We start from the raw sequence: 22,486 nt of genomic DNA, 5'->3' as shown, positions 1-22,486 counted from the left end.
CCACGGCTGTCGGGCGCACCGGTCCTGACGTCCGGGCGGTGGCAGCGGCTCCGCCGCCCGGACGTCAGGAGCTCTGCGACGACGAGCCCGAGGGAACCGGCTCACCGCCGGCCGGTGCGCCGTCGTCGCTGGTGTGGAACACACCGGTGAACGTCACGGGCGAACCGGGTGACACGGTGAACGGCTCCCCGTGGTGGGAGGCGGAGACCGGCCCGCCGCTGAGCACCGTGTACGTGACCTGGGTCGGCTGGATGTCCACCTCGAGCGACGACCCGCGGATCCGCAGCGGGAACCGCAGCCGGCGGCCGCGCGTCGGGAGCATCGGCGCGAAGCGGGTGCCGTGCCACCGGTAGCCGGCGAACCCCTGCACCAGCGCCATCCACGTGCCACCGGCGGAGGCGACGTGCACGCCGTCGCGCAGGTTCCCGGCGGTGTCGGCGACGTCGACGGCGACGGCGTCCACGAGGTACTCCTCGGCGGTCCGGTACTTGCCGACGTCGACGGCGGCGATCGCCTGGATGCACTCCGAGAGCGACGAGTCGCCGGTGGTCAGCGGGTCGTAGTACTCGAAGATGCGACGTCGCTCCTCGGGCGTGAACCGGTCGGGCAGCAGCACCGTGGCCAGCACCACGTCGGCCTGCTTGATGACCTGGTGCCGGTAGATGACGAGCGGGTGGTAGTGGAGCAGCAGCGGGTAGCGGTCCTCGGGGGTGCCCGCGAAGTCCCACAGGGGCAGCTCGAGGAAGTTCTCGTCCTGCAGGTGCACGCCGGCCTTCTCGTCGTACGGCACGAAGATCCGCTCCGCCGCGAGCCGCCACCTGCCCTCCTCGTCGTCGCGGAGCCCGACGCGCTGCACGAGCCGCTGGAAGTCCGCCGGCGACTCCGCCCGCAGGCGTGCCACGGCGTCCGCCGCCGCCTGCAGGTTCTCGGCCGCCATGACGTTCGTGTAGAGGTTGTTGTCCACGACGGTCGAGTACTCGTCGGGGCCGGTGACCTTGTGGATCACGAACTGGCCGTCGAGCCGGTCCGAGAAGAACCCGAGGTCCGCCCACATCCGGGCCGTCTCGACGAGCAGCTCCGCACCGTGCTTGAACAGGAGCTCGGTGTCGCCGGTGACCTCGACGTACTGCTCGAGCGCGTACGCGATGTCGGCGTTGATGTGGTACTGCGCAGTCCCGGCCGCGTAGTACGCCGACGCCTCCTGGCCGTTGATGGTGCGCCACGGGAACAGCGCCCCCGAGCAGCCCACCTCGGCGGCCCGGCGGCGGGCGTCGGGGAGCATCCGCACGCGGTGCATGAGCTGGCTGCGTGCCACGTCGGGCGCCGTGTGGATGAGGAACGGGAGCACGTACGCCTCGGTGTCCCAGAAGTAGTGGCCCTCGTAGCCGGTGCCGGTCAGGCCCTTCGAGGGGACCCCGTGGCCCTCGCTGCGCCACGACGCCTGCAGCAGCGCGAACTGGCTGAGGTGCAGGGCCTGCTGCGCGGCGCTCGCGCCCTCCCAGACGACCTCGCTCCGGGCCCAGAAGTCGGCGACCTCGCGCTCGTGCTCCGCGACGACGACGTCCCGCCCGGACGCCCGTGCCTGGTGCAGCGTGAGCCCGGCCCGGTCGGCCAGCTCCGCGCAGTCCTCCGCGCCGTAGTGGTAGGCGAGCCACTTCGTCAGTCCCACCGGGACACCGACCTGCGCGTCGACCTCGACGACGACGTGCGCGCGCGCCGCGTCCAGGGTGGTGCGGACGTGCGCGACGGCGGGGGCGTCCACCTCGTGGTCCATGCCGGCCGCGACGGCCAGCCCGCTGCTGTGCGTCTGGTAGGTCCGCACCACGCGCATGCCGTCGACCTGCTCCATGTCGGGCTCGAGCCCTCCGTGGTTCAGCGTGCGGCTCTGCCGCGGGTCCAGCGCGACCGCCTCGGCCGGGTCCGGGGCAGCGGGGGTCACCAGCTCGGACGCGATGAGCAGCCGGCCCGGTGCGTCGAGCGCCGTCACCTCGTACCGCAGGAGCGCGAGGTGGCGGCGGGCGAGCGACACGACCCGCTCCGTGCGGACCCGGAACCGCCTCCCGTCCCGCACCTGGTACACGACCGTGCGGGTCAGCGTCCCGCGTCGCATGTCCAGGGCCCGCTCGAACTCGTCGACCTCCGACGTCTCGCAGGTGACCGGGTCGTCGTCGACCAGCAGGCGGATCGTCGTGCCGTCGGGCACCGGCAGGATGGTCTGGCCCGTCGTCGCGAAGCCGAACGCGGCCTCCGGGTAGACGATCGGCCACGTCTCGTGGAACCCGTTGAGCAGGGTGCCGGGCGTGAACGACGGCGTGCCCTCCTCGAACGACCCGCGGATGCCCAGGTACCCGTTGGACAGGGCGAACAGCGTCTCGGTCTGCTCGACGAACGCCGGGTTGTACGACCGCTCGACGAGCCGCCACGGGTCGGCCGGGTAGTCGCCGGACGCGGCGACGATGCGGCGTGCCGCGGCCATCAGGTGGTGGCGGCGTGGCCCGCTGCGGTGCACCGCGTCATCGGTCGCGGCGAGCAGCTCGCCGAGGTCGTCGACGACGATGTCGGCGCCGTTCGCCAGCAGCTCCGCGGTGTGGCTCTCCCGGTTGACGCCGATGACGAGCCCGAAGGCCCCGGCCCGGCCTGCCGCGACGCCGGCGAGCGCGTCCTCCACGACCACGGCGCGCTCGGGCGTCACCCCGACGCGCCGGGCACCCTCCAGGAAGCCGTCCGGGGCGGGTTTGCCGGGCAGCCCCAGCTCGAGCGCCGTCTCCCCGTCGACCCGCGCGTCGAACAGGTTCGCGATCCCGGCCGCCTCGAGCACGGCCGCACAGTTGCGGCTGCTCGACACGACGGCGGTCCGCAGGCCCGCCTCGCGCAGCTCGCGGACCCACGCCACCGACCCGGGGAACGCCTCGACCCCGTTCCTGGCGATCTCGTCCTCGACGAGGATCTGCTTGCGGTTGCCGAGGCCCCACTCCGACAGCTCCTCCGGCGGCGCGTCGGGCTTCCCGGGCGGCAGCGTGATCCCGCGGGACGCCAGGAAGTCGCGTACGCCGATCTCACGGGGCTTGCCGTCGACGGCGGACGCGTAGTCGGACCGCTCGTCGAACTCGGGCAGGTCTGTCCCGTGGGCCGCATCCCACTCGGCGAGGAACTCGTCGAACATCCGCTTCCAGGCGGCGGCGTGGACGGTGCGGGTCGTGGTCAGGACGCCGTCGAGGTCGAAGAGGACCGCGTCGAAGTCACGAAGCGAGACCGGCGAGGGCATGGCGATCCTCCCGCGCCGACGCCCGCGGCCGCCTGGCTGGTCATTCAGCCAGGTCGGAGCGTCGGACGTCTCGATCGTGGGGACTCCGGCACCGTCCGTCAACAGGAACGGTGCCGGAGCCGTGCCCGCACCTGCCGGAGCCGGGTGCGACGCCCGTGCTACTCCACGACGTCGACGACGCGGGCGAAGTCGGCGTGCGCCTCGCACCACAGGTGGTCGCCGACCACCGCGACCGGGTCGCGGACGTAGGCGGTCTCGCAGGCGAGCAGCACCCGGCGCAGCGGGTTGGCGGCCTGCCGGCGGGCCAGCCGTCGCTCGGCACGCCGTCGCTCGTCGGCGGCGAGGTCCCGGCGGTGCGGGGTGAGGGAGTCGTTGACGATGCGGACCATGGGGGTCTCCTTCCGGGGAACGGGGCTGTGCGGGCGGTGGACGGGGTCGCGGGCAGAGGAGTCGAACCTCTCCGTGCGGGGCTATGAGGCCCGCGGGGCACCTGCGCCCGCGTCGTCGGGGAGACGACGAGGGCCGTCCCCCAGGTCGGGGAACGGCCCTCGGGCCTGGCGGACCAGGTCAGCTCGTGGGGGTTCTCCGGGGCGTCGCCCGCATGGCGTGGCGGGACGGCTCGCCGTGCAGGACGCGGTCGGGGGACCGGCGATCGATCGAGCAGCTCACCGTGGTCCTCCTTCCTGGGGCGTCCATGTGCGTGTGCCCGGTGAACCCTGCCCGAGGAGCGCGGATCGCGGTACTGATTTGCTGGCCGGCTCTCATCGGGCGTGCGGGTTGAGCGACCCGATGTCGAACCCGTGGATCGTCAGGTGGGCGGTGACCAGGACGAGCAGGACGGCCAGCACGGACAGGGTGATCGTCTTTCGACGGGACATGGCAGATCTCCGTTTCGGTGGGGCGGGGAGTCAGACGACCGCGAGCGCGTCGCGGACGGTGAGCAGGGAGGCGCGGCGGGCCGCACCGGCCGACGCGAGGGTCGCGCCGAGGAGCGTGAGGACGGTCCAGAGCAGGACGGGGGCGGGCACGATCGCCAGGGGCAGCGGCTGGCCGAAGGCGCTGCGGCCGAGGAAGGTGCCGAACGCCGCCGACACCGGCAGTGCGAGCACGGCCGCGACGACCAGGCCGAGGAGCCCGACGAGCACGCCCTCGGTGACCACGAGAGCGCGGACCGCCCGGTCGGTGGCGCCGACGACCTGCATGATGCCGATCTCCCGCGTCCGTTCGGTGACCGACGTGCTCAGCGCCGACGCCAGCCCGAGGAGCGCGACGAGCGCCACGAGGAGCGAGATCGCGACGAGCGCCTCGACGAGCACGAACACGTGGCCGTCGAGGGCCGAGCGCAGGTCGTCGGTGGTGAGGGCCTGCTCGACGGGGAAGCCGGCGTCGTCGAGCGCCTGCTCGACGGCCGCGAGCGTGCGACGGCGACCGGCCGGGTCGTGCGCCTCGGTGACGATGCGGACCATCCCCGCGCCCGTGATGGGCGCGGCCGCCTGCGCGACGTAGGCCGCGCCCTGCGTGCCGAAGTCCGAGACGATCCCCACCACGCGCCACCGGGTCGTGCGGCCGTCGACCGTCAGGGCGATCCTGTCGCCGACCGCCGTTCCCGGGACCTGCTGGGCGACCGCGGTGGTGTTGAGGACGACCGCGTCGGTGTCGTCGGCGAGCAGCCACCGGCCGGACCGCACGGGGAGCGTGATCAGCGGGGTGCCGGGCGGTGGCGCCATGAGCGTGAAGCTGCCGTGCCCGTCATCGGGGTAGACGCGCGAGGTGTCGATCCGACCGTCCACGGCGACGCTCGTCGGCACCCGAAACCACGCCTCGGCGTCGCGGACGCCGGGGACGGAGCGGGCGGCCGCGACGAGGGCGTCCGGCGGCGCGTCGCCGTCGAGCCGGAGCTCGGCGTCGTAGTGCCGGTTCTCGATGCCCGACCCGGCGAGCACCTCCCAGGAGCGCGCGGAGTTGAGCCCGGTCAGGAAGGCGACGCCCGCGACGGACAGCAGGCCGACGACGAGCACCAGCCGGGTAGGGCGCCGGGCCAGGCCACGGATGGCCATCACCTCGGTACGGCCGAGCCCGGGCAGGCGGCCGAGCCGGGCGCCGAGCCGTCCCACGGTGCCGGCGGGGTCGCCGCCGTGGTCGTCGATCGTCTCGCGCACGGTCCGGCGGCTGGCGCTGACCAGCGGCGGCAGGCTGACGAGCACCGGCACCGCGAGACCCGCCAGCAGGGCGGTGGCCACCACCCAGGAGGGCACCGAGGACGGCCCCATGTCGAGGTTCAGCAGGTCGCCGGCGGTCGCGGCCATCCTGCGGCCCAGCACCAGGCCGGGGTACACCCCGAGCGAGGTCGCGGTCAGTGCGATCGCCGCGGCCGTCGTCAGGTACATGCCGAGCACCTGGCCGGTGCGGGCGCCCACGGCCTTCATCGCCCCGATCTGACGGACCTGCGCGGCGAGCATCCCGCCGAGCATCGTCGCGACGAGCACCGAGCTGAGCAGCAGCGCGACCACGCCGAACACGAGCAGGACGGTGCCGACCGTGGCCATCTGCCCGTAGTGCGGGTGCCGCAGCGGCGGCGGGACGTCGATGGCGTCCACCGGGTGCCCGGAGGCCTCGAGGGCCGCGCCGACCCGCTGGGCGGTGGCCGCGACCACGGCAGGGTCGCCGCTCGGGCCGTCGCCGTCCCCGACGGCGATCTTCAGCTCGGTGAGGACCGGTCCCGTGCCGCCGAGCGTCGCCAGCGCGTCCGACGTGATCTGGCCGTACGCGGTCCGTTCCTGGGCTGCGGGCGCGACGCCCGGGTCGTGCACGGAGCCGGCGACCGTCATCGTCGTGTCGGCGCCGCCCGGCATGCGGACCTGGAGCTGGTCGCCGGTGCGGACGCCGAGGTAGGGCAGGGCGGTGCGTTCGAGGAGCACGCCGTGCGGGTCCGGGGGCCAGGTCCCCTCCTCGACGGCCGCTCGGCTGAGCCGGCGCGGGTCGTCGGGGGCGCTGACGAACAGGAGGAGCGGCTGCCACCCGCCGTCCCCGACCCGGACGCGGACCAGGACCGTGCCCCGGGCGACGGCGTCCGTCACGCCCGGCTGGGCGGTCGCTGCCGCGACGTCCTGCGCGGTGACGCCGGCGGGCACGTGCAGGGTGGCCGACGCGGGGTTGCCGGCCAGGTAGTTCGCCGTGATCTCGCGCCGCAGGATCGCCTGGGCACTGAGGAACGCCGCAACCAGGGTCACGCTGACGGCGATCGCGACGACCATGCCCAGCACGCGCAGGCGGGCGAGCCGGACGTCCCGCGCGATCTTGCGCCAGCGCGGGCGCACCGGCCGCCCGGCGGCCGAGCGGGCCGTCGGGGCACTCGCCGGGGCGCCCATCGGGGCGCTCATCGGGCTGCCGCCACGTCGGCGCGCTCGGCCGGCACGATGCGGCCGTCGGCGAGCGTGACCTGACGGTTCGCGAACCGGGACACGTCGCGCTCGTGTGTGACCATGACGATGGTCCGCCCCTCGGCGGCCAGGTCCGTGAACAGCTCGAGCACGAGGTCGCCGGTCGAGCGGTCGAGGTTGCCGGTCGGCTCGTCGGCGAGCAGGACAGGCGGGTCGTTCGCGAGCGCGCGGGCGATGGCGGCGCGCTGCTGCTGCCCGCCGGACAGGGACTGGGGGAGCTTGTCGGCCTGGTCGGCGATGCCCACCCGGTCCAGCAGGTCGGTGGCCCGGGCGCGTCGTCCGCGCGCCGGGTACGTCCCGCAGAAGTCCATGGGCAGCATCACGTTCTCCGCCACGGTCAGGGTGGGCAGGAGCTGGAAGAACTGGAAGACGAGCCCGATGGAGCGGCCCCGCCAGGACGCGAGGCGCGAACCGCGCAACAGGTCGACCCGTTCCCCGGCCACGGTGATCTCGCCGGAGGTGGGCCGGTCGATGCCGGAGAGCAGGTGGAGCAGCGTCGTCTTCCCGCTGCCGGACCGTCCGACGACGGTGACCAGCTCCCCGGGCCCGACGTCCAGGTCGGTGGGGTGCAGGGCGGTGAACCCGGAGCCGTAGGACTTGCTGACGGCGCGGACGTGGATGCGATCGCTCATGGGCTGGACTCCTGAACTCGGTGTACGTTCCTGAACACGATGTACCGTTCAGGTGACGGCGCACCATCCACAGACCTGCCGCAGGTGTCCGTTCCCGGACAGTCCCGGCCCAGCTGTACGGAGACACGCCATGGCCGACCGCCGAGTTCGACGCACCCGGGCCGCGCTCCGGGACGCCATGGGGGCGCTCATGGTCGAGAAGGGCTACGAGTCGGTCACCGTCCAGGACCTCATCGAACGCGCCGACATCGGTCGCTCGACGTTCTACTCGCACTACGCCGACAAGTCGGAGCTGCTCGATGAGATGCTCGCCGACCTGCGCACCGAGCTCGAGCGCGACCCCGGGACCGGCAGCGTGGACCGCCGGCGACCGCTGCGGTTCAGTCTCCCGATGCTCCGGCACGTTCAGGAGGAGCAGGGGACCGTGCGCGCGGTGCTGGGGCGCCGGGACGGACGGCGGGTGGCCGGTGAGATCGAGGCGATGCTGCTGCGGATGGTCGGGGCCGATCTGCGGACGCTCGCCGAAGCTGGGGACCCGCTGCGGGTGCCGCTCGACCTGGTGGCGAGCTCGGTCGTCTCGGCGTTCGTCGCGACCCTCACGTGGTGGGTGGCCGACGACTTCCGGCGCACGCCGGAGGAGATGGACCTGATGTTCCAGACGCTCGTGGCCCCCGGCGTCCGGGCGGCGATCCCCCCGCCGGCCGGCGCCGGCGACCACGGCGGACAGCGGCGCTCGCGGGCGTGATGCCCGCGGCGCAGCCCGAGCTCCGTCGGGGGACGCCGGGCCGACCACAGCCTCTACGCGCCCGTCACCATCCACGCGCTGCCGCGGGCCCGCCACCCCGTCGTGGCAGCGCGCGCGAGCATGAACACGCCCGCGAACGCCCCCCACAACCACGCCAGACCGGCCGCGCCCTCCGGGGCCCACGCCCGCACGCCGAGCGCGAACGGCACGTACACCAGCAGGGTCACCACACCGGCCCACGCCAGGAAGCGCCCGTCGCCCGCACCGATCAGCACACCGTCGAGCACGAACACCCAGCCGGCCATCGGCATCGTCACCGCCGCGACGACGAGCGCGCCGACGGCCGCATGCTGCACGTCGGCGTCGGCCGTGAAGAGCCGCACGTACCCCCAGGAGGCACCACCGACGACCAGCCCGAGCGTCGCCCCCGCTCCGACGCCCCACTGCAGAGTCCGCCGGAGCACCGCGCGCGTCCGCGCGACGTCGGCGGCGCCCAGGGCGTGCCCGACGAGCGCCTGCGCAGCGATCGCGAGGGCGTCGAGCGCGAAGGCCGCGAGCCCCCAGACGGCGTTGACCACCTGGTGGCCAGCGAGGACGACCGCGCCGAGGCCCGTCGCCACCCACACGGTGAGCAGGATCGCGGCCCGCAGCGACAGCGTCCGGACGAACAGCGGCGCACCGGCCCGGGCGTTCGCCCACAGCCCGGCCGCATGCGGTGAGATCCGCGCGCCCGCCGCCCGGGCGCCGCGGACCACGACCGCGGCGAGGACCGCACCCATCGCGAGCTGCGTGATCGCCGTGCCCAGGCCGGAGCCGGCGATCCCCAGGTGAGCGCCGTACACGAGCACCACGTTCAGCACCGCGTTCACGACCGCGCCCGCGGTCGCCACGCCGAGCGGGGTGCGGGTGTCCTGCAGCCCGCGCAGCGCTCCCGTCGACGCCAGGACCAGCAGCATGCCCGGCAGGCCGGGGGCCGACCACCGCAGGTAGGTGACGGCCTGGTCGGCGACCGCGCCGTCCGCACCCAGCGCCGTGACCAGCCACGGGGCCGTCAGCCACGTCGCGGCGCCCAGCACCGCGCCGAGGCCGAGGCCGAGCCACATGCCGTCCATGCCGACCTGCATCGCGGCGGCCCGGTCCCCCGCCCCGAGCCGTCGCGACACCGCGGCCGTCGTCGCGTAGGCGAGGAACACGCACACGCCGACGACGGTGACGAGGAGGGTCGACGCGAGCGCCAGGCCGGCCAGCGGGGCCGTGCCGAGGTGCCCGACCACGGCGGAGTCGACGAGCACGAACAAGGGCTCCGCGACGAGGGCGCCGAGGGCGGGGACGGCGAGCGCCAGTATCTGGCGGTCGACGCTGGACCGGGGATGTCCGACAGATGAAATCTCCGCCAACCTTTCTCGCGTCCACAGGCAGTGCACAGCGGATGGGCCCGGGACCGGCCCGGACGTCCACCGATCCGGGCGTCGTCCACACCGCTGTCCACGGCCTGTGGACAGTTTCGGACCTCATCCACAGGGGCACGCACAACCAGGGTGGTGCCCGTCCACAGATCCGGGCCAGGCTCCCACAGGGTCCCGCTCCAGCGTTTGGACCTCCGTCCGGCTGCCTCTAGCGTCGCGGGTGCGAGGCGTGCGGGCGTGGATGTCGGACCCCCCATGGAACATGTGTTCGACGGACGACGACGGGGGAAGCAGTGACGATCGAGGATGTCGAGTACGGGATGCCGCCCGAGGTGGGCCGTGACCCCGGACGCGACCCGGGCCGTGGCGGTCCCGCCTTCGATCGCACCCCGCCGCAGGACCTCGACGCCGAGCGCAGCGTGCTCGGCGGCATGATGATCTCGAAGGACGCGATCGCCGACGTCGTCGAGCAGCTCCGCGGCACCGACTTCTACCGCCCCGCCCACGAGGTCGTCTACGACGCGATCCTCGACCTGTACGGCCGCGGCGAGCCCGCCGACGCCATCACGGTCGCCGACGAGCTGACCAAGCGCGGCGAGATCGGCCGCATCGGCGGCGCCCCCTACCTGCACACCCTCATCTCGTCCGTCCCGACCGCCGCGAACGCGGGGTACTACGCGCGGATCGTGCGCGAGCGGGCCGTGCTCCGCAAGCTCGTCGAGGCGGGCACCCGCATCGTGCAGCTCGGGTACGGCACCGACGGCGGCGACGTCGACGACATCGTCAACAACGCCCAGGCCGAGGTGTACGCCGTCACCGAGCGTCGCACGTCCGAGGACTACCTGATCCTCGGCGACATCATCGGCGGGGCCGTCGACGAGATCGAGGCCGCCGGGCACCGCGGCGAGGGGATGATCGGGGTGCCGACCGGGTTCTCCGACCTCGACCGGCTGACCAACGGGCTGCACCCGGGGCAGATGGTGGTGCTGGCCGCCCGCCCGGCCATCGGCAAGGCCCTCGCGCTCGACACCCCGCTGGTCACGCCGACGGGCTGGACCACGATGGGCGAGGTGCAGGTCGGCGACCTGCTCCTCTCCGCTGACGGCACCCCGACCCGCGTCGTCGCCGCGACGCCGGTCATGACCGATCGGCCGTGCTACCGCGTCACGTTCGACGACGGAACGACGATCGTCGCGGACGCACAGCACCAGTGGGAGACCCGCACGCGCGCTGACCGCCGCCGCCAGGACCGAGGGTTGCCGGCCGTTCGGACCACGGAGGAGATCCACTCGACCGTGCGGTGCGCGACGGCCGACCGGCGCGCCAACCACTCGGTCGACACGGCGCAGGCCTTACGACTGCCCGAGGCGGACCTCCTCGTCGACCCGTACGTCCTGGGCGTGTGGCTCGGCGACGGCCACTCAGCCTCCGGGCGGATCACGAGCGCCGACCCGGAGATCGCGATGCGGATCGAGGGCCGCGGCACCCACAGCCGCGTGGCCCCCGAGGGTTCTGTCGCGGGTCGCATCCCCGCCGCCTACCTCCGTGCGAGCGAGGCGCAGCGGCGGGACCTGCTCTCCGGCCTGCTCGACACCGACGGCACCGTGAACCCGAGCGGGTCGGTGCAGATCGCTCTGACGAGTGAGCGGCTGGCCAACGACGTCCGCGAGCTCGTGCACTCGCTCGGGTACCGGACGGGCTGGTCGACGAAGACGGTCCGCGGGCGTTCTGCCGCGTCGTCCACCTGCTTCACGCTCACGTTCACGACGGATGACGACGTGTTCGCGCTCGAGCGCAAGCGACTCGTCCACAAGGAACGCCGCCGGGTGTCGACGCCGCGGCTCACTGAGCGCTTCATCGTGTCGGTGGAGCCCATCGAGAGCGAGCCCGTGCGTTGCGTGCAGATCGACCACGCATCGCACCTGTACCTTGCGAGCCGCTCGATGATCCCCACGCACAACTCGACGATGGGTATCGACATTGTTCGATCCGCGTCAATCAAGCACGGCATGACGTCAGTCGTGTTCTCGCTCGAGATGAGCCGCAACGAGATCACCATGCGACTGCTGTCCGCCGAGGCGCGCGTGCACCTGCAGAAGCTGCGCACCGGTCAGATGGGCGAGGACGACTGGGCGAAGATCGCCGCGACGATGGGAAAGATCTCCGAGGCGCCGCTGTTCATCGACGACTCGCCCAACATGTCGCTCATGGAGATCCGCGCCAAGTGCCGGCGGCTCAAGCAGAAGCACGACCTGAAGCTGGTGGTCATCGACTACCTCCAGCTGATGACGTCGGGCAAGCGCGTCGAGTCCCGTCAGCAGGAGGTCTCGGAGTTCTCCCGCGCGCTCAAGCTGCTGGCCAAGGAGCTCGAGGTCCCCGTCATCGCCATCTCGCAGCTGAACCGTGGTGCGGAGCAGCGGACCGACAAGCGGCCGCAGATGAGCGACCTTCGTGAATCGGGCAGCATCGAACAAGATGCCGACATTGTTATTCTTCTGCACCGCGAGGATGCGTACGAAAAGGAATCACCTCGGGCCGGTGAGGCGGATGTCATTGTCGCCAAGCACCGAAATGGCCCGACCGACACCCTCGTCGTCGCCTTTCAAGGTCATTACTCGCGGTTCGTGGACATGCAGGCGTAGTTTCATGAGTGTAGACCGGGGCCCTACATTGCACGGCCGGCCTCATGCGTTGCACACGGATTTGTGGTATATGCACTCAACCGTGGGGATTCGGGAGGCGATGCCTGGGATCTCCGGCAAGGTCGACTGGCAAGACCTGGCGCAACCGGAGCTCGACCGGATCGTGGGCCGCACTGCAGGCGCCACGCTCGCACACCGTGCCTCACGAGTGCGCAACAGCCTCGTGCACGGCAACCCCGCTGACGAACGCGTGATCGCGACGGTGCGGGACATCTCGCGCTACCGGGCGTACCAAGCCTTGGACATCGCCTTGCAGGCAGTGGCGGACGGAGTGGAGATGGTCGACGAGCTCGACCGGCGCCGCATGCTCGCGGTCATCCGCAACGCGGAGCTGAGCCGAGGCGTCTCGCTCGCTGACGGGTGGGCCACGACCTAAGGGACCGGCTTCGGCGCGTGCAGCGCCGTGTGCGCCCCGGTCCAGCACGAACCGGTCCGTGACGCGGCGATGACTTCAAGCAACTCGCCGGCGTCGTCGCATGTCGTGCCGACACGTTCACCGAGCACTTGGTGCACGTGGTCCGGCCGCGTTCGGTGTCGTCACCGACTCAGGACCATGCGCCGAGGCGACGGCACAGGACGCCGCCGTCCGGTGTGCATCCTTGGTCTTGGCGTCATGGGACTGAACTGTCGGCACCGACGGCGTGCGGCGGTGCGGCTTGGCGTGATCGCGGATTCGGGCGGCGCGCGACGGCGGCGTCGAGCAGCGCCAGCAGGTCGGGGGAGTCGGCGAGCAACGCCCTGGCCCGCGCGAGCCGCCCCGGGTCGGTGTTGCGGGGGTAGCGCAGCCCCAGATCGGAGCCTGGGGGCTGGTTGAGGTAGTCGGCGAAGATGCATCCGGTGACGTGGAGGCACGCTTCGACCTGGGTGTTGCAGTCGCGGCACAAATAGCCGCGCGCCAGCCCCGAGACGGCATCGTGGTCGACGAACACGGCCAGGCACGACTTGCAGGCTGCGCATTGCGCTCCGAACCGTTCCACGAGCGTCGCGCGAATCGGCCCCAACACGCCGACAGTGATCGGCGGCGGCCAGAACGGGGCGTGGACCGGGCAGCGCGCGATACGTTCGACCGCCGCCGGTTCCCGTGTCTCGCCGGTCAGCTTCACCGGCCACCGGACGTCCACGGAGCCGTGCGTCCACTCGGCGCTGCCTGCCGCATCGAGGGGAGGTGGCTGGATGCGGTAGTCGTGTCCGTTCGACGACCAGTGGCACCACTGGTTGTGGTGCGCGACGCCGCACGGGGAGTCCGATCCTGCCTCGAGAAGGTGAAACCGGCCGTCCGTGCCGCGAACGGCGCTCGGGTTCTTCGGATACGTGCCTTGACCAAGCCGTCCCACGGGGCACGGCTGGTCGCTGTGGCGCAATGACCGGGCTTGGGACGTCGCGGCCAGGTACCACACCAACGTCAGGCGCCGGTGCGCGGGCAGGTCGTCCCAGGCGAGCGCGGGAACTGCCACGCGTGAGCCCTGGTCCCCGAGGTCGGTCGAGGTGTGCGTGGCGATCGGCGGCACAGGGAACGGGAGCACGAGCCGAGTAGAGCAGGCTGGTCCGACACGCTAGCGATGCCGGGCTTCGAAACCGTCTGCGCGCGGGCATCGAGGTCGCGGCATTTGAGCACGTCGGCGGGGGGCGCCGATACTGCGGACCCAGCAGCAGGACCGCGACGCGCTCAGCGGCATGCTCGCCGTCGCTCGGGTCTTGGGCGAGCCTGATTCGTCCTCCTGATCCGTCTGCCGACCGCCTACTCTCGCGTCGTGGATCCTCTCGACGATCTACCCCCCGACTCTCGGCGTGAGGTCGTCGCGGCAGTCAGAGCCGCACTCGGCGTTGACACGGCCGCTGCAGAAGCCATCGTTCGCGCATCCGAGCCTCTTTGGGACGCTTCCCGCTCCGGCGAATGCTCCGCAACCCGGATGACGTGGCAAGGGTCCGCGACGCGTTCCGGATCCTGTACGAAGGGGCGCAGGCAACTGGCTGACTGGCGGGCACGGACTCCAGGCCGAGGCAACGACGGATCCGCCCGACGGCACCGGCAGCGACGGCTCTCGTCTCAGCGGGCTCAGGCTTGACGTTCTGCGCCGTCCGCCCAGCCGTGCCGTGCCAGGGTGTGGGGTGTGACCAAGTACGAGCCGTTGCGCGTCGAGCTCGAGCGTGTAGCTGCCAGTGGATTGACGTCGTTGGAGATGACGTTCGACGAGGTGGCGGCACTGGTCGACGGGTTGTGTCGGCGACGCGTGAAAACTAACCCCGTGGCGTCGGATGAACACGGACCCCCTCGGCGACGCTGAGGAGGGTGATGACCGTGGAGGACTGGGCGGAGATCCGTAGGCTGCAACGGGTCGAGGGCATGGCGATCAAGGCGATCGCCCGCAAGCTGCGAGTCTCGAGGAACGCGGTGCGGCGGGCGTTGGCTCGTGACGCGCCGCCGAAGTACGAGCGCCCGGCGAGAGGCTCGCTGGTCGACGAGGTTGAACCACTGATCCGTGGGCTGCTGGTCTCGTGCCCGACGATGCCGGCGACGGTGATCGCGCAGCGGATCGGTTGGCAGCACTCGTTGACCGTGCTCAAGGACCGGGTGCGGGTGCTGCGCCCGTACTACCTGCCGCCGGACCCGGCCACGCGCACCACCTACGAGGCTGGGGCGCGGGTGCAGTGCGACCTGTGGTTTCCACCGGTCGACGTGGCACTGGGCGCCGGGCAGGTCGGCTCACCGCCGGTGCTGGTGATGGTCGCGGGCTACTCGCGGATGACGTTCGCGATCATGCTGCCGTCACGGCTGTCACCGGACCTGATCGCCGGGCACTGGGTCCTGCTGCAGCGCATGGGCGCAGTCCCCAGGGAGTTGGTCTGGGACAACGAGGCCGCGGTCGGGTCCTGGCGGGCCGGCAAGCCGAAGCTGACTGACGACTTCGAGGCGTTCCGCGGGATGCTCGGGATCGGGGTGCATCAGTGCCGGCCGCGGGACCCGGAGGCCAAGGGCCTGGTCGAGCGGGCGAACGGCTATCTGGAGACCTCGTTCCTGCCCGGGCGCACGTTCACCGGCCCGGACGACTTCAACACCCAGCTGGTCGACTGGCTCGTCCTGGCGAACGCTCGTCAGCATCGAGCGTTGGGCTGCCGGCCGCAGGATCGCTGGCAGGTCGACCGGGCGGCGATGCTCACGCTGCCGCCGGTGGTCCCTGAGCTGGGTTGGCGCACCCGGGTCAGGTTGCCGCGCGATCACTACGTGCGCCTCGGCTCCAACGACTACTCGGTCGACCCGGTCGCGGTCGGCCGGTTCGTCGACGTCGTCGCCGACCTGCAGCAGGTCACCGTCCGGCTGGGCACCAAGGTCGTGGCGACCCATCCGCGCTGCTGGGCGCGGTGGCAGACGATCACCGACCCCGCCCACCGGCAAGCAGCGTTGGCGATGTCCGCCGCCGCTGCCGTTCGCCGCTCGGCACCCGCGCCGGTCGACGACGTCGAGCAGCGTGACCTGAGCGCCTACGACGCGGCGTTCGGCCTGACGGACGTGGCGTGATGAGCCCGGTGAAGTCCCCGGCCCGGGACGTGAGCAGCGAACTGGCCTACCTCACCCGCGCGCTGAAGGCACCGAGCTTGCGTGAGGCCGTCGACCGGCTCGCCGAACGGGCCCGGGCCGAGTCCTGGTCCCACGAAGAGTTCCTCGCCGCCTGCCTGCAACGCGAGGTCGCCGCCCGCGAGGCCCACGGCGGCGAGGGACGCATCCGGGCCGCGAGGTTTCCGTCCCGCAAGTCGTTGGAGGACTTCGACTTCGAGCACGCCCGCGGCCTGCCCCGCGACCAGATCGCCCACCTCGGAACCCTGGACTTCGTGACCGCCCGGGAGAACGTGGTGTTCCTCGGCCCACCTGGGACCGGCAAGACCCACCTCGCGACCGGGATCGCGGTCCGCGCCTGCCAAGCCGGTCACCGGGTCCTGTTCGCGACCGCCTCGCAGTGGGTCGACCGGCTCGCGACCGCGCACCACGACGGGCGCCTGCAAGACGAGCTACGCCGCCTGGGCCGCTACCCGCTGATCGTCATCGACGAGGTCGGCTACATCCCGTTCGAGCCCGAAGCTGCGAACCTGTTCTTCCAGCTCGTCTCGGCTCGCTACGAACGTGCCTCGCTGATCGTCACCTCGAACAAGCCGTTCGGACGCTGGGGCGAGGTCTTCGGCGACGACACCGTCGCCGCCGCCATGATCGACCGGCTCGTCCACCACGCCGACGTCATCGCCCTCAAAGGCGACTCCTACCGCCTCAAGAACCGCGACCTCGGCCGCCCACCCGCGGCCACCACCGACTGACCACACCAACGAGAGGGGTTCACTTTCGCCCGTCGACAGGGGGTTCGTCTTCAGCCGTCGTTGACAGGTTGCCGGCGTCGGCGTACAAGCTGCGCCAGTGGTGGTCGAACGGCTCGAAGGTCGAGGCGCGCGCATGGCGAGCCGCTGGATGGCACGTGGACGCAGTTTCGCTGGACCATCAGTGGGTGAGGCTCGAGGTGGGCCAGGTCGGTGGGACGTACGCGGCCCCCGTGAGGGTCGACGAATGATTCTCTGGCTCAACGGCCCTTTTGGTGTGGGTAAGTCGTCAACGGCAGCCGAGCTTCTCCGCCGGGAGCCTGGCGCACAGCAGTACGACCCAGAACGTCTGGGTGGGGTCCTTCAACGGACCATCGGGGTCTTCCGCCGAGGCGATTTCCAGGATCTGCGCGCATGGCGGCGCGGAACGATCCGGGGGGTCGCACGGCGAGCACGTAGCGCCTCCACCGTTGTCGTCCCGATGACTCTCCTCGCACCCGAGTACGCCGACGAGATCCTGAGCGGTCTGCGGGGGCGCGGCCTGGAGCTCCGGCACGTCACCCTCCACGGGTCGAGCGATGCGCTCCGACGGCGGATCGCGGCCGACACGGACGACCCCGGCGCCACAGACTGGCGACTTGGGCAGTTGAGCCGGTACGAAGCCGTCGCGTCGTCACTGGCCGAACGAGGGCCGGTCATCGACACCGACGCCCTCAGCTGTGACGAGGTCGCGACTGCGGTTCAGGCTTCGCTGGTCGAGCAGCACTGAATCGCCCAGAGCTCGCTGACGACGGCGCAGCGCACAGGGCCCGTGACCTCTTGGCGCGTTCCGGCGTGATGACGGGAGCGGGTGGTACGGGCCCCTACCGCCGGCGGGAACTCCCCCCACGCCCCCGCCAGCCGCCGTTCACCGGCGACGCGCCGCCGACCCCTCCCAGGTGCAGCGCGAGGAAGAACAGACCGGCAAACATCAGCGTCTGTGGGGTCAGAGCGTCTCCGACGTTCGCGTCGACGAGGTCGAGGAGCAGGGCGAGGGCGAAGATCGCGGCAGAGACGAGCGCAAGCATGAGCACTCCAAGGGAGAGGGGGACCGGCGAGACTGCCGGAGGGTCTGATGCTCTCGGTGATTCGAAAGCCCCCGGATCATGGCCCACGGTCACGACGATCGCGAGTTGGAGAGGCGCTCTGAGGGCTCGAGGGACTCAGGCGGGTCGCTCGACGGCAGCTGCCCAGAGCGTGTTCCGCCGGGCCGGACGCCGTGCAGCTCACCGCCACCCGCATCATCACCACGACGTCGACGCTCTCGTCGCCTTCTACCAGAGGGTGACCGGCGCGGCCGCCGTCCGGCTGCACCCACTGTTCGCCGAGCTGCGCACCGGGCAACGTCGTCAATCTCTTCGCGCCGGTCAGCATCGGCGCGTGCGGGCGCCGAGCTGATATCCGTGGCGGGACCGCGGGGGCTCGTCGCTACGCTCGGCCGATGCCTCCTGAGAGCTGGATCGAGCACCGCCGCCCCGGCGACCGCGAGCGCCTCGGCTGGATCCGTCCCGACGGTGGCGGCTTCGTGGCCGTCGACGCACTCGGTCGCGAGATCACGGGCACCGTCGACTGGCTCGCCGCCGAGGAGGCGCTCGAGGAGCGCGGCCTGCACTGGCTGGCCGACCTGTACCAGCTCGACCTGCCCGACGGCACCCGTCAGCGCGTCCGCATCGTCGAGGTGACGCCCGAGCGCGTCGTCGTGAAGGTCGACGACTTCGGCGCGGTGGACGTGGTGACCGCCAGCTACGTCCTGCCGTTCCCCGCCCCGGAGCGTCTCCGGCCGTTCGAGGGTGACGCCTCGACGTTCGGTCGGCTGCTCTCAGGCTGAAGCCGGGTCGGCGGCCGGCCCTCATACGGCGCTGGGTCGTACGTAGCCGCGACCCTGTCGGCCCTGCTGCACAGCGTCGACGAACGGCCACCCGCACACGGCCCGGTTCGGGTCCGGGTCTGCCGGGTCCGTCGCACGCAGCCACGCCGGCAATGCGAGGAGATCGGGGCCACCCGCAGCTCGCTGTGCTGCGCGGACCAAACCGGCTCATCACGGATGAGGGTGTAGCAAGCGTTGGCGTGGCGGTCCCGGGGTGGAGGTCGAGGACTTCCGAGGGTGTCGATCTGCGAGTTCGTGGTGGCTGAGAGCGATGTCGGGGCTCAGCGGCGTAGTGAATCCATCACGGCGGTCGCGTTGTGGCGCGCGGCGGCGACGATGTCGCCTTCGGTGAAGTCGTCACCGGCGGCTGCATAGACGGCAGCGTTGATGCTCAGCAGAGCCATGCGCAGCTGGAGGACGTTGTCGGGGCGGCCGTCTGGCAAGAGTGGGGCCAGTGCGTCGACGAGCGCTGTGAGAGCCGAGCCGATCCGATCAGCGGACTGCCCCGCTATCGCGCTCATCAGCAGCGGGTTGGCGCCGACGAATCGGATCCCGCGGAGCTTGTCGGTGGAGAAGGTGTCGACCCACCGGAGCACGGCGGCCTTCGGTAGGTCGGGTGTCCTGGGCTGGTCTGCGATCCACTCGAGAAGGGCCTCGGCCTCGTGACCCCGTTCGACGAACAGGGACCGGACGATGTCGTCCTTGCCGGCGAAGTGGTAGTAGAGGGACGCCTTCTTGATGCCCAGCGCGTCCGCGATCTCACGCATCGAGGTGGCCTGGTACCCCTGTGTCGTGAAGAGCTCGAGCGCCGCGCGTTGGATCGCACTGCGCGTCTCGGCGCCAGAGCGTCGTGCACCGACGGTGCTCTCAGGTGCGGCCACGCGTCCAGCCTACCGCACGGTAGGCTGCGGCCTACCTACCGGTAGGTAGGCCCGACCGTCCAGGTCCTGACATGTGGAGAAACAAGTGAGCCAGTACACCGTCGTCCGCGAGTACCCCTACTCGGTCGAGGAGGTGTGGAACGTCATGACCGACCCCGAGTACGTCGCACAGTGGACGACCACCGGCCAGGGTGGGCGCCCCGAGGGGTTCACGCCGGTTCCCGGCACCACCTTCCGGTTGGTCGGCAAGCCGACGATCGGCTGGGCCGGCATCGTCTACTGCGAGGTGCTCGAGGTCGACGCGCCTCGATCGATGCACTACACGTGGAAGGGCGACAAGGCGGCCGACAAGGTCACCGACGTGCGGTACCTGCTTGAAGAGACCGCCACCGGCACGCGCTTCACGTGGGAGCACACCGGCTTCACCGGTGTGGGCGGCCTCGGCATGTCGAAGCTGCTGGGACACGTCCGGCGCACGATGATGACCGGCGGCGTACCGGCTGTGCTTGCGGCGTATCGCGAGGCCCACACGGGATGACCGGTGCATGCCGCACTCTTGTGAGGACCGGGCGGTGGGACCGTTCGGGGGGACTCCTATGGTGCGAGTCGTGACGGCACCCACGGTCCTGACTGCTGATCAGGCGGCAGCGAGCAGCCGCGCGGCCGCGGCCCGGGCGAGCTGTCGCAGCTCGTCCGGGCTCTCGATGACGACGTCGCAGTCGAGCGCCGCGATGACGCCAGGGATCCAGTCGAGCCGTGTGGCGTGGATGTCGGCACGGTGCCAGGCGGGTGCGTCGTCGCCGTCGTGCTCGGGGACGGGCCGCAGGACGGCGACGCTCGGGGGAAGGTACCGGCGGATGTGCTCGCCAGGGGCCCGGATGCGAAGCACGACCCGCCACGTGTAGTCGGCTTCGGCGAAGCCGTCGACCAGACGCGAGATCGCATCGGTTCTCGCAGGCCGCTCGAAGGCGCCGGCGACTGCACGAGCAGTGCGGATGCGGTCGACCCGGAAGGTGCGCTCCGATCGTCGGGCAGCGTCGAAGGCGATCAGGTACCAGCGACCCGAGTGCTCCACCAGGTCGTAGGGCAGCACCGTTCGACGCGACGGTGCGTCCGCCGCGTCCAGATATCGCAGGTCGAGCGGTCGTCGTTGCTTGATCGCATCGGCGATCGTCAGCAGCGTGCCCGCGTCGGGGACGTCCTGGTGCGTCGGGACGTCGAGCACTGCGGTCTCCAGGAGCGAGGCGAGGCGCCGCGCGGACTCGGCCGGCAAGGATCGCCGGATCTTCGACGTGGCTGTCTGGATCGCGACGTCCGACGCGTCCGAACCGGCCCGGGCATGCACGAGGCCGAGCAGGAGGGCGACGGCCTCGTCGTCGCTGAGGATCACCGGCGGCATGCGGTAGCCGGCACGGATCCGGTATCCGCCGTAGCGCCCTCGCACCGACTCGACCGGGATCTCCAGGTCCAGCAGGTGCTGCACGTAGCGGCGCACGGTGCGCTCGTGCACCGCGAGTCGTTCGGCGAGCTCGGCGACGGTTCGGGTGTCCGCCGACTGCAGCAGCTCCAGGAGCTGCAGCACGCGCGACGTCGTCGTGGTCACGTCGCCATTGTCGCTCGATACCGGGCGGTTTCTGCCCGGTATCAGTTCTAGCGTCGACGTCAGCCTTGCATCCGCGGGGCGCGATCCCGACCGAGGAGACGCCGTGCAGCTCGCCGCCACCCGCATCATCACCGACGACGTCGACGCTCTCGTCGCCTTCTACGAGAGGGTGACCGGCGTGGCCGCCGTCCGGCTGCACCCGCTGTTCGCCGAGCTGCGCACCGAGTCGGCGACGCTGGCGATCGCGAGCTCCGCCACCGTGCCGCTGCTCGGGGAGAACGCCGCAGAGGCGAGCGCCAACCGCTCCGTCATCCTCGACTTCCTGGTGGACGACGTCGACGCGGTCCACCTCGCGTTGCACGACGTCGTGGACGTCTTCGTCAACACGCCGACGACCATGCCGTGGGGCAACCGGTCGCTCCTGTTCCGCGACCCGGACGGCAACCTCGTCAATCTCTTCGCGCCGGTCAGCGCCGATACCCGGAGACCTTCACCCCGTGGCTGGCCGACCGGTACCAGCTCGACCTGCCCGACGGCACCCGCCAGCGCGTCCGCATCGTCGAGGTGACGCCCGAGCGCGTCGTCGTGAAGGTCGACGACTTCGGCGCGGTGGACGTCGTGACCGCCAGCTACGTCCTGCCGTTCCCCGCCCCGGAGCGTCTCCGGCCGTTCGAGGGTGACGCCTCGACGTTCGGTCGGCTGCTCTCAGGCTGAGGCCGGGCCCGCGGAGCCGGCCTGGATCAGGTCGAGGTCGCGCACGGCGAACCGGTGGTGCTCCCACTCCTCCTCGAGGATGGTGTGCAGGCAGGAGCGGACGGTCTCCGGGTACTGCGGTGCGTGCGGGTTCCGGCGCTCCTCGGCCACCTGCTCCGCGGTCAGGCCCGCGAGGAAGTCGCGGACCATCGCCACCCGGTCGGCCCGGGCGCCGAGCACCTCGTCGTAGGACGGCGTCTGCGTGGTGAAGACCGAGAGGTCGACGTCGTCGGCCGCCGTGCCGACGTCCAGCTGACCGAGCGGGTGGAACGGCTGGTCGAGCCCCAGGATCGCCTTGCCCAGCCAGGTGTCCGTGGCGAGGACCAGGTGCCGCAGCGTCTGGGCGAACGTCCACTCACCGTCGACGGCGACGTCCACCGTTCCTTCCGGCATCGCCGCAGCCCGGTCCAGCGTGGCCGCCCAGGTGCGCTCGAGCACGGCCCACGCCGCGCGCAACCCGTCCGGGTCCGCCGCCCGGCGCTGCGACCGGCCGGGGAAGCGGCGGTCGAGCTCCGCCTCGACGTAGGGGAGGACGTCGACCCCGTTGACGCGGAAGTAGTCGCCATGGGGCAGCCAGGGCGCGTCGATGTCCGCGCGGGCCACCTCGACCCCGCGCATCACGACATCGGACAGGTCCGACTCGACGAACCGGGCGCCGCACAGGTTCGCGCCGACGAAGGTCGATTGCTGCAGGTCGTCGGAGCGGGTGAAGGCTGCCATGGGGGTCTCCTCGTCGGTGCGGTCCCGTCGGGTCGATTGTTCTGGCGCCCTCTGACATCGGCGACCGGGGTGTGCAGAGGCGACGGCGACGTGCTCGATCGCGAAGAGTGCCGTCGCGCGGGCACGGCCTC

At 71.6% G+C, this 22,486-nt stretch carries 21 protein-coding genes; 11 read left to right on the top strand and 10 right to left on the bottom strand.

The window, feature by feature from the left end; genetic code table 11:
- Window positions 1-64: 64 nt before the first annotated feature.
- The 4 genes from ACVW07_RS11050 to ACVW07_RS11035 all read right to left on the bottom strand — a co-directional run bounded on the left by ACVW07_RS11050 (window position 65) and on the right by ACVW07_RS11035 (window position 7,337).
- A complete protein-coding gene (locus tag ACVW07_RS11050; protein WP_456819297.1) occupies window positions 65-3,265 on the bottom strand; it encodes a beta-phosphoglucomutase family hydrolase in 3,201 nt (1,066 codons plus the stop codon).
- Between the two features lie 158 nt (window positions 3,266-3,423).
- A complete protein-coding gene (locus tag ACVW07_RS11045) occupies window positions 3,424-3,654 on the bottom strand; it encodes a hypothetical protein (RefSeq protein WP_456819296.1) in 231 nt (76 codons plus the stop codon).
- A gap of 519 nt (window positions 3,655-4,173) precedes the next feature.
- Window positions 4,174-6,645, bottom strand: coding sequence for an FtsX-like permease family protein (locus tag ACVW07_RS11040; protein WP_456819295.1), 2,472 nt, complete (start codon window positions 6,643-6,645; stop codon window positions 4,174-4,176).
- Window positions 6,642-7,337: an ABC transporter ATP-binding protein gene (locus tag ACVW07_RS11035; RefSeq protein WP_456819294.1), complete on the bottom strand. Its 696-nt coding sequence runs from the start codon at window positions 7,335-7,337 to the stop codon at window positions 6,642-6,644. Before ACVW07_RS11035 ends, ACVW07_RS11040 begins: the two co-directional genes overlap by 4 nt.
- 130 nt (window positions 7,338-7,467) lie before the next feature.
- Between ACVW07_RS11035 and ACVW07_RS11030 the strand changes: the two genes are divergently transcribed.
- Complete coding sequence (locus ACVW07_RS11030) at window positions 7,468-8,082, top strand: TetR/AcrR family transcriptional regulator (RefSeq protein WP_456819293.1); 615 nt, start codon at window positions 7,468-7,470, stop codon at window positions 8,080-8,082.
- A 53-nt stretch (window positions 8,083-8,135) separates the two neighbouring features.
- Here the strand turns inward: ACVW07_RS11030 and ACVW07_RS11025 are convergent, their stop codons facing one another.
- Complete coding sequence (locus ACVW07_RS11025) at window positions 8,136-9,479, bottom strand: MATE family efflux transporter (RefSeq protein WP_456819292.1); 1,344 nt, start codon at window positions 9,477-9,479, stop codon at window positions 8,136-8,138.
- A 329-nt stretch (window positions 9,480-9,808) separates the two neighbouring features.
- Between ACVW07_RS11025 and dnaB the strand changes: the two genes are divergently transcribed.
- Window positions 9,809-12,130, top strand: a complete 2,322-nt coding sequence (dnaB, locus tag ACVW07_RS11020) for a replicative DNA helicase (RefSeq protein ID WP_456821066.1) — start codon at window positions 9,809-9,811, stop codon at window positions 12,128-12,130.
- A gap of 100 nt (window positions 12,131-12,230) precedes the next feature.
- Window positions 12,231-12,566 (top strand): hypothetical protein, encoded by a 336-nt coding sequence (locus ACVW07_RS11015; protein ID WP_456819291.1) that lies wholly within the window; start codon window positions 12,231-12,233, stop codon window positions 12,564-12,566.
- A gap of 235 nt (window positions 12,567-12,801) precedes the next feature.
- Here the strand turns inward: ACVW07_RS11015 and ACVW07_RS11010 are convergent, their stop codons facing one another.
- Window positions 12,802-13,713: an endonuclease domain-containing protein gene (locus ACVW07_RS11010; protein WP_456819290.1), complete on the bottom strand. Its 912-nt coding sequence runs from the start codon at window positions 13,711-13,713 to the stop codon at window positions 12,802-12,804.
- A 767-nt stretch (window positions 13,714-14,480) separates the two neighbouring features.
- On the opposite strand from ACVW07_RS11010, the gene istA reads away from it, so the two are divergent.
- The 4 genes from istA to ACVW07_RS10990 all read left to right on the top strand — a co-directional run bounded on the left by istA (window position 14,481) and on the right by ACVW07_RS10990 (window position 17,261).
- Window positions 14,481-15,707 carry an IS21 family transposase gene (gene istA, locus ACVW07_RS11005; protein ID WP_456819289.1) on the top strand — a complete coding sequence of 409 codons (1,227 nt, stop codon included), beginning with the start codon at window positions 14,481-14,483 and terminating at the stop codon, window positions 15,705-15,707.
- Entirely contained in the window at window positions 15,707-16,495 is a 789-nt protein-coding gene (istB, locus tag ACVW07_RS11000; protein ID WP_456819288.1) for an IS21-like element helper ATPase IstB, read from the top strand. Before istA ends, istB begins: the two co-directional genes overlap by 1 nt.
- Window positions 16,496-16,563: 68 nt before the next feature.
- Window positions 16,564-16,743, top strand: coding sequence for a DUF7662 domain-containing protein (locus tag ACVW07_RS10995; RefSeq protein WP_456819287.1), 180 nt, complete (start codon window positions 16,564-16,566; stop codon window positions 16,741-16,743).
- A complete protein-coding gene (locus tag ACVW07_RS10990; protein WP_456819286.1) occupies window positions 16,740-17,261 on the top strand; it encodes an AAA family ATPase in 522 nt (173 codons plus the stop codon). The genes ACVW07_RS10995 and ACVW07_RS10990 overlap by 4 nt, the downstream gene beginning before the upstream one ends.
- 94 nt (window positions 17,262-17,355) lie before the next feature.
- On the opposite strand, the gene ACVW07_RS10985 is transcribed toward ACVW07_RS10990, so the two are convergent.
- Window positions 17,356-17,559, bottom strand: a complete 204-nt coding sequence (locus ACVW07_RS10985) for a hypothetical protein (RefSeq protein WP_456819285.1) — start codon at window positions 17,557-17,559, stop codon at window positions 17,356-17,358.
- 413 nt (window positions 17,560-17,972) lie between these two features.
- Here ACVW07_RS10985 and ACVW07_RS10980 point away from each other — a divergent pair, with 413 nt between their 5' ends.
- A complete protein-coding gene (locus tag ACVW07_RS10980) occupies window positions 17,973-18,359 on the top strand; it encodes a hypothetical protein (protein WP_456819284.1) in 387 nt (128 codons plus the stop codon).
- A gap of 320 nt (window positions 18,360-18,679) precedes the next feature.
- Here ACVW07_RS10980 and ACVW07_RS10975 read toward each other — a convergent pair whose 3' ends face one another.
- Entirely contained in the window at window positions 18,680-19,279 is a 600-nt protein-coding gene (locus tag ACVW07_RS10975) for a TetR/AcrR family transcriptional regulator (RefSeq protein ID WP_456819283.1), read from the bottom strand.
- A gap of 85 nt (window positions 19,280-19,364) precedes the next feature.
- Between ACVW07_RS10975 and ACVW07_RS10970 the strand changes: the two genes are divergently transcribed.
- Window positions 19,365-19,817, top strand: coding sequence for an SRPBCC family protein (locus tag ACVW07_RS10970; protein WP_456819282.1), 453 nt, complete (start codon window positions 19,365-19,367; stop codon window positions 19,815-19,817).
- Between the two features lie 99 nt (window positions 19,818-19,916).
- Here ACVW07_RS10970 and ACVW07_RS10965 read toward each other — a convergent pair whose 3' ends face one another.
- Entirely contained in the window at window positions 19,917-20,882 is a 966-nt protein-coding gene (locus ACVW07_RS10965; RefSeq protein WP_456819281.1) for a helix-turn-helix transcriptional regulator, read from the bottom strand.
- A gap of 103 nt (window positions 20,883-20,985) precedes the next feature.
- On the opposite strand from ACVW07_RS10965, the gene ACVW07_RS10960 reads away from it, so the two are divergent.
- Together ACVW07_RS10960 and ACVW07_RS10955 are read left to right on the top strand one after the other, a co-directional pair.
- Window positions 20,986-21,450, top strand: a complete 465-nt coding sequence (locus tag ACVW07_RS10960) for a VOC family protein (protein WP_456819280.1) — start codon at window positions 20,986-20,988, stop codon at window positions 21,448-21,450.
- Window positions 21,447-21,596, top strand: coding sequence for a hypothetical protein (locus tag ACVW07_RS10955; protein WP_456819279.1), 150 nt, complete (start codon window positions 21,447-21,449; stop codon window positions 21,594-21,596). The genes ACVW07_RS10960 and ACVW07_RS10955 overlap by 4 nt, the downstream gene beginning before the upstream one ends.
- Here ACVW07_RS10955 and ACVW07_RS10950 read toward each other — a convergent pair.
- Window positions 21,588-22,355: a DinB family protein gene (locus ACVW07_RS10950; RefSeq protein WP_456819278.1), complete on the bottom strand. Its 768-nt coding sequence runs from the start codon at window positions 22,353-22,355 to the stop codon at window positions 21,588-21,590. The genes ACVW07_RS10955 and ACVW07_RS10950 overlap by 9 nt on opposite strands.
- Between the last annotated feature and the right edge of the window lie 131 nt (window positions 22,356-22,486).

The organism is Cellulomonas sp. URHB0016 (assembly GCF_054057935.1).
Note: the sequence above shows the minus strand (reverse complement) of the source record. Positions and strands in the feature narration are given on the sequence as shown.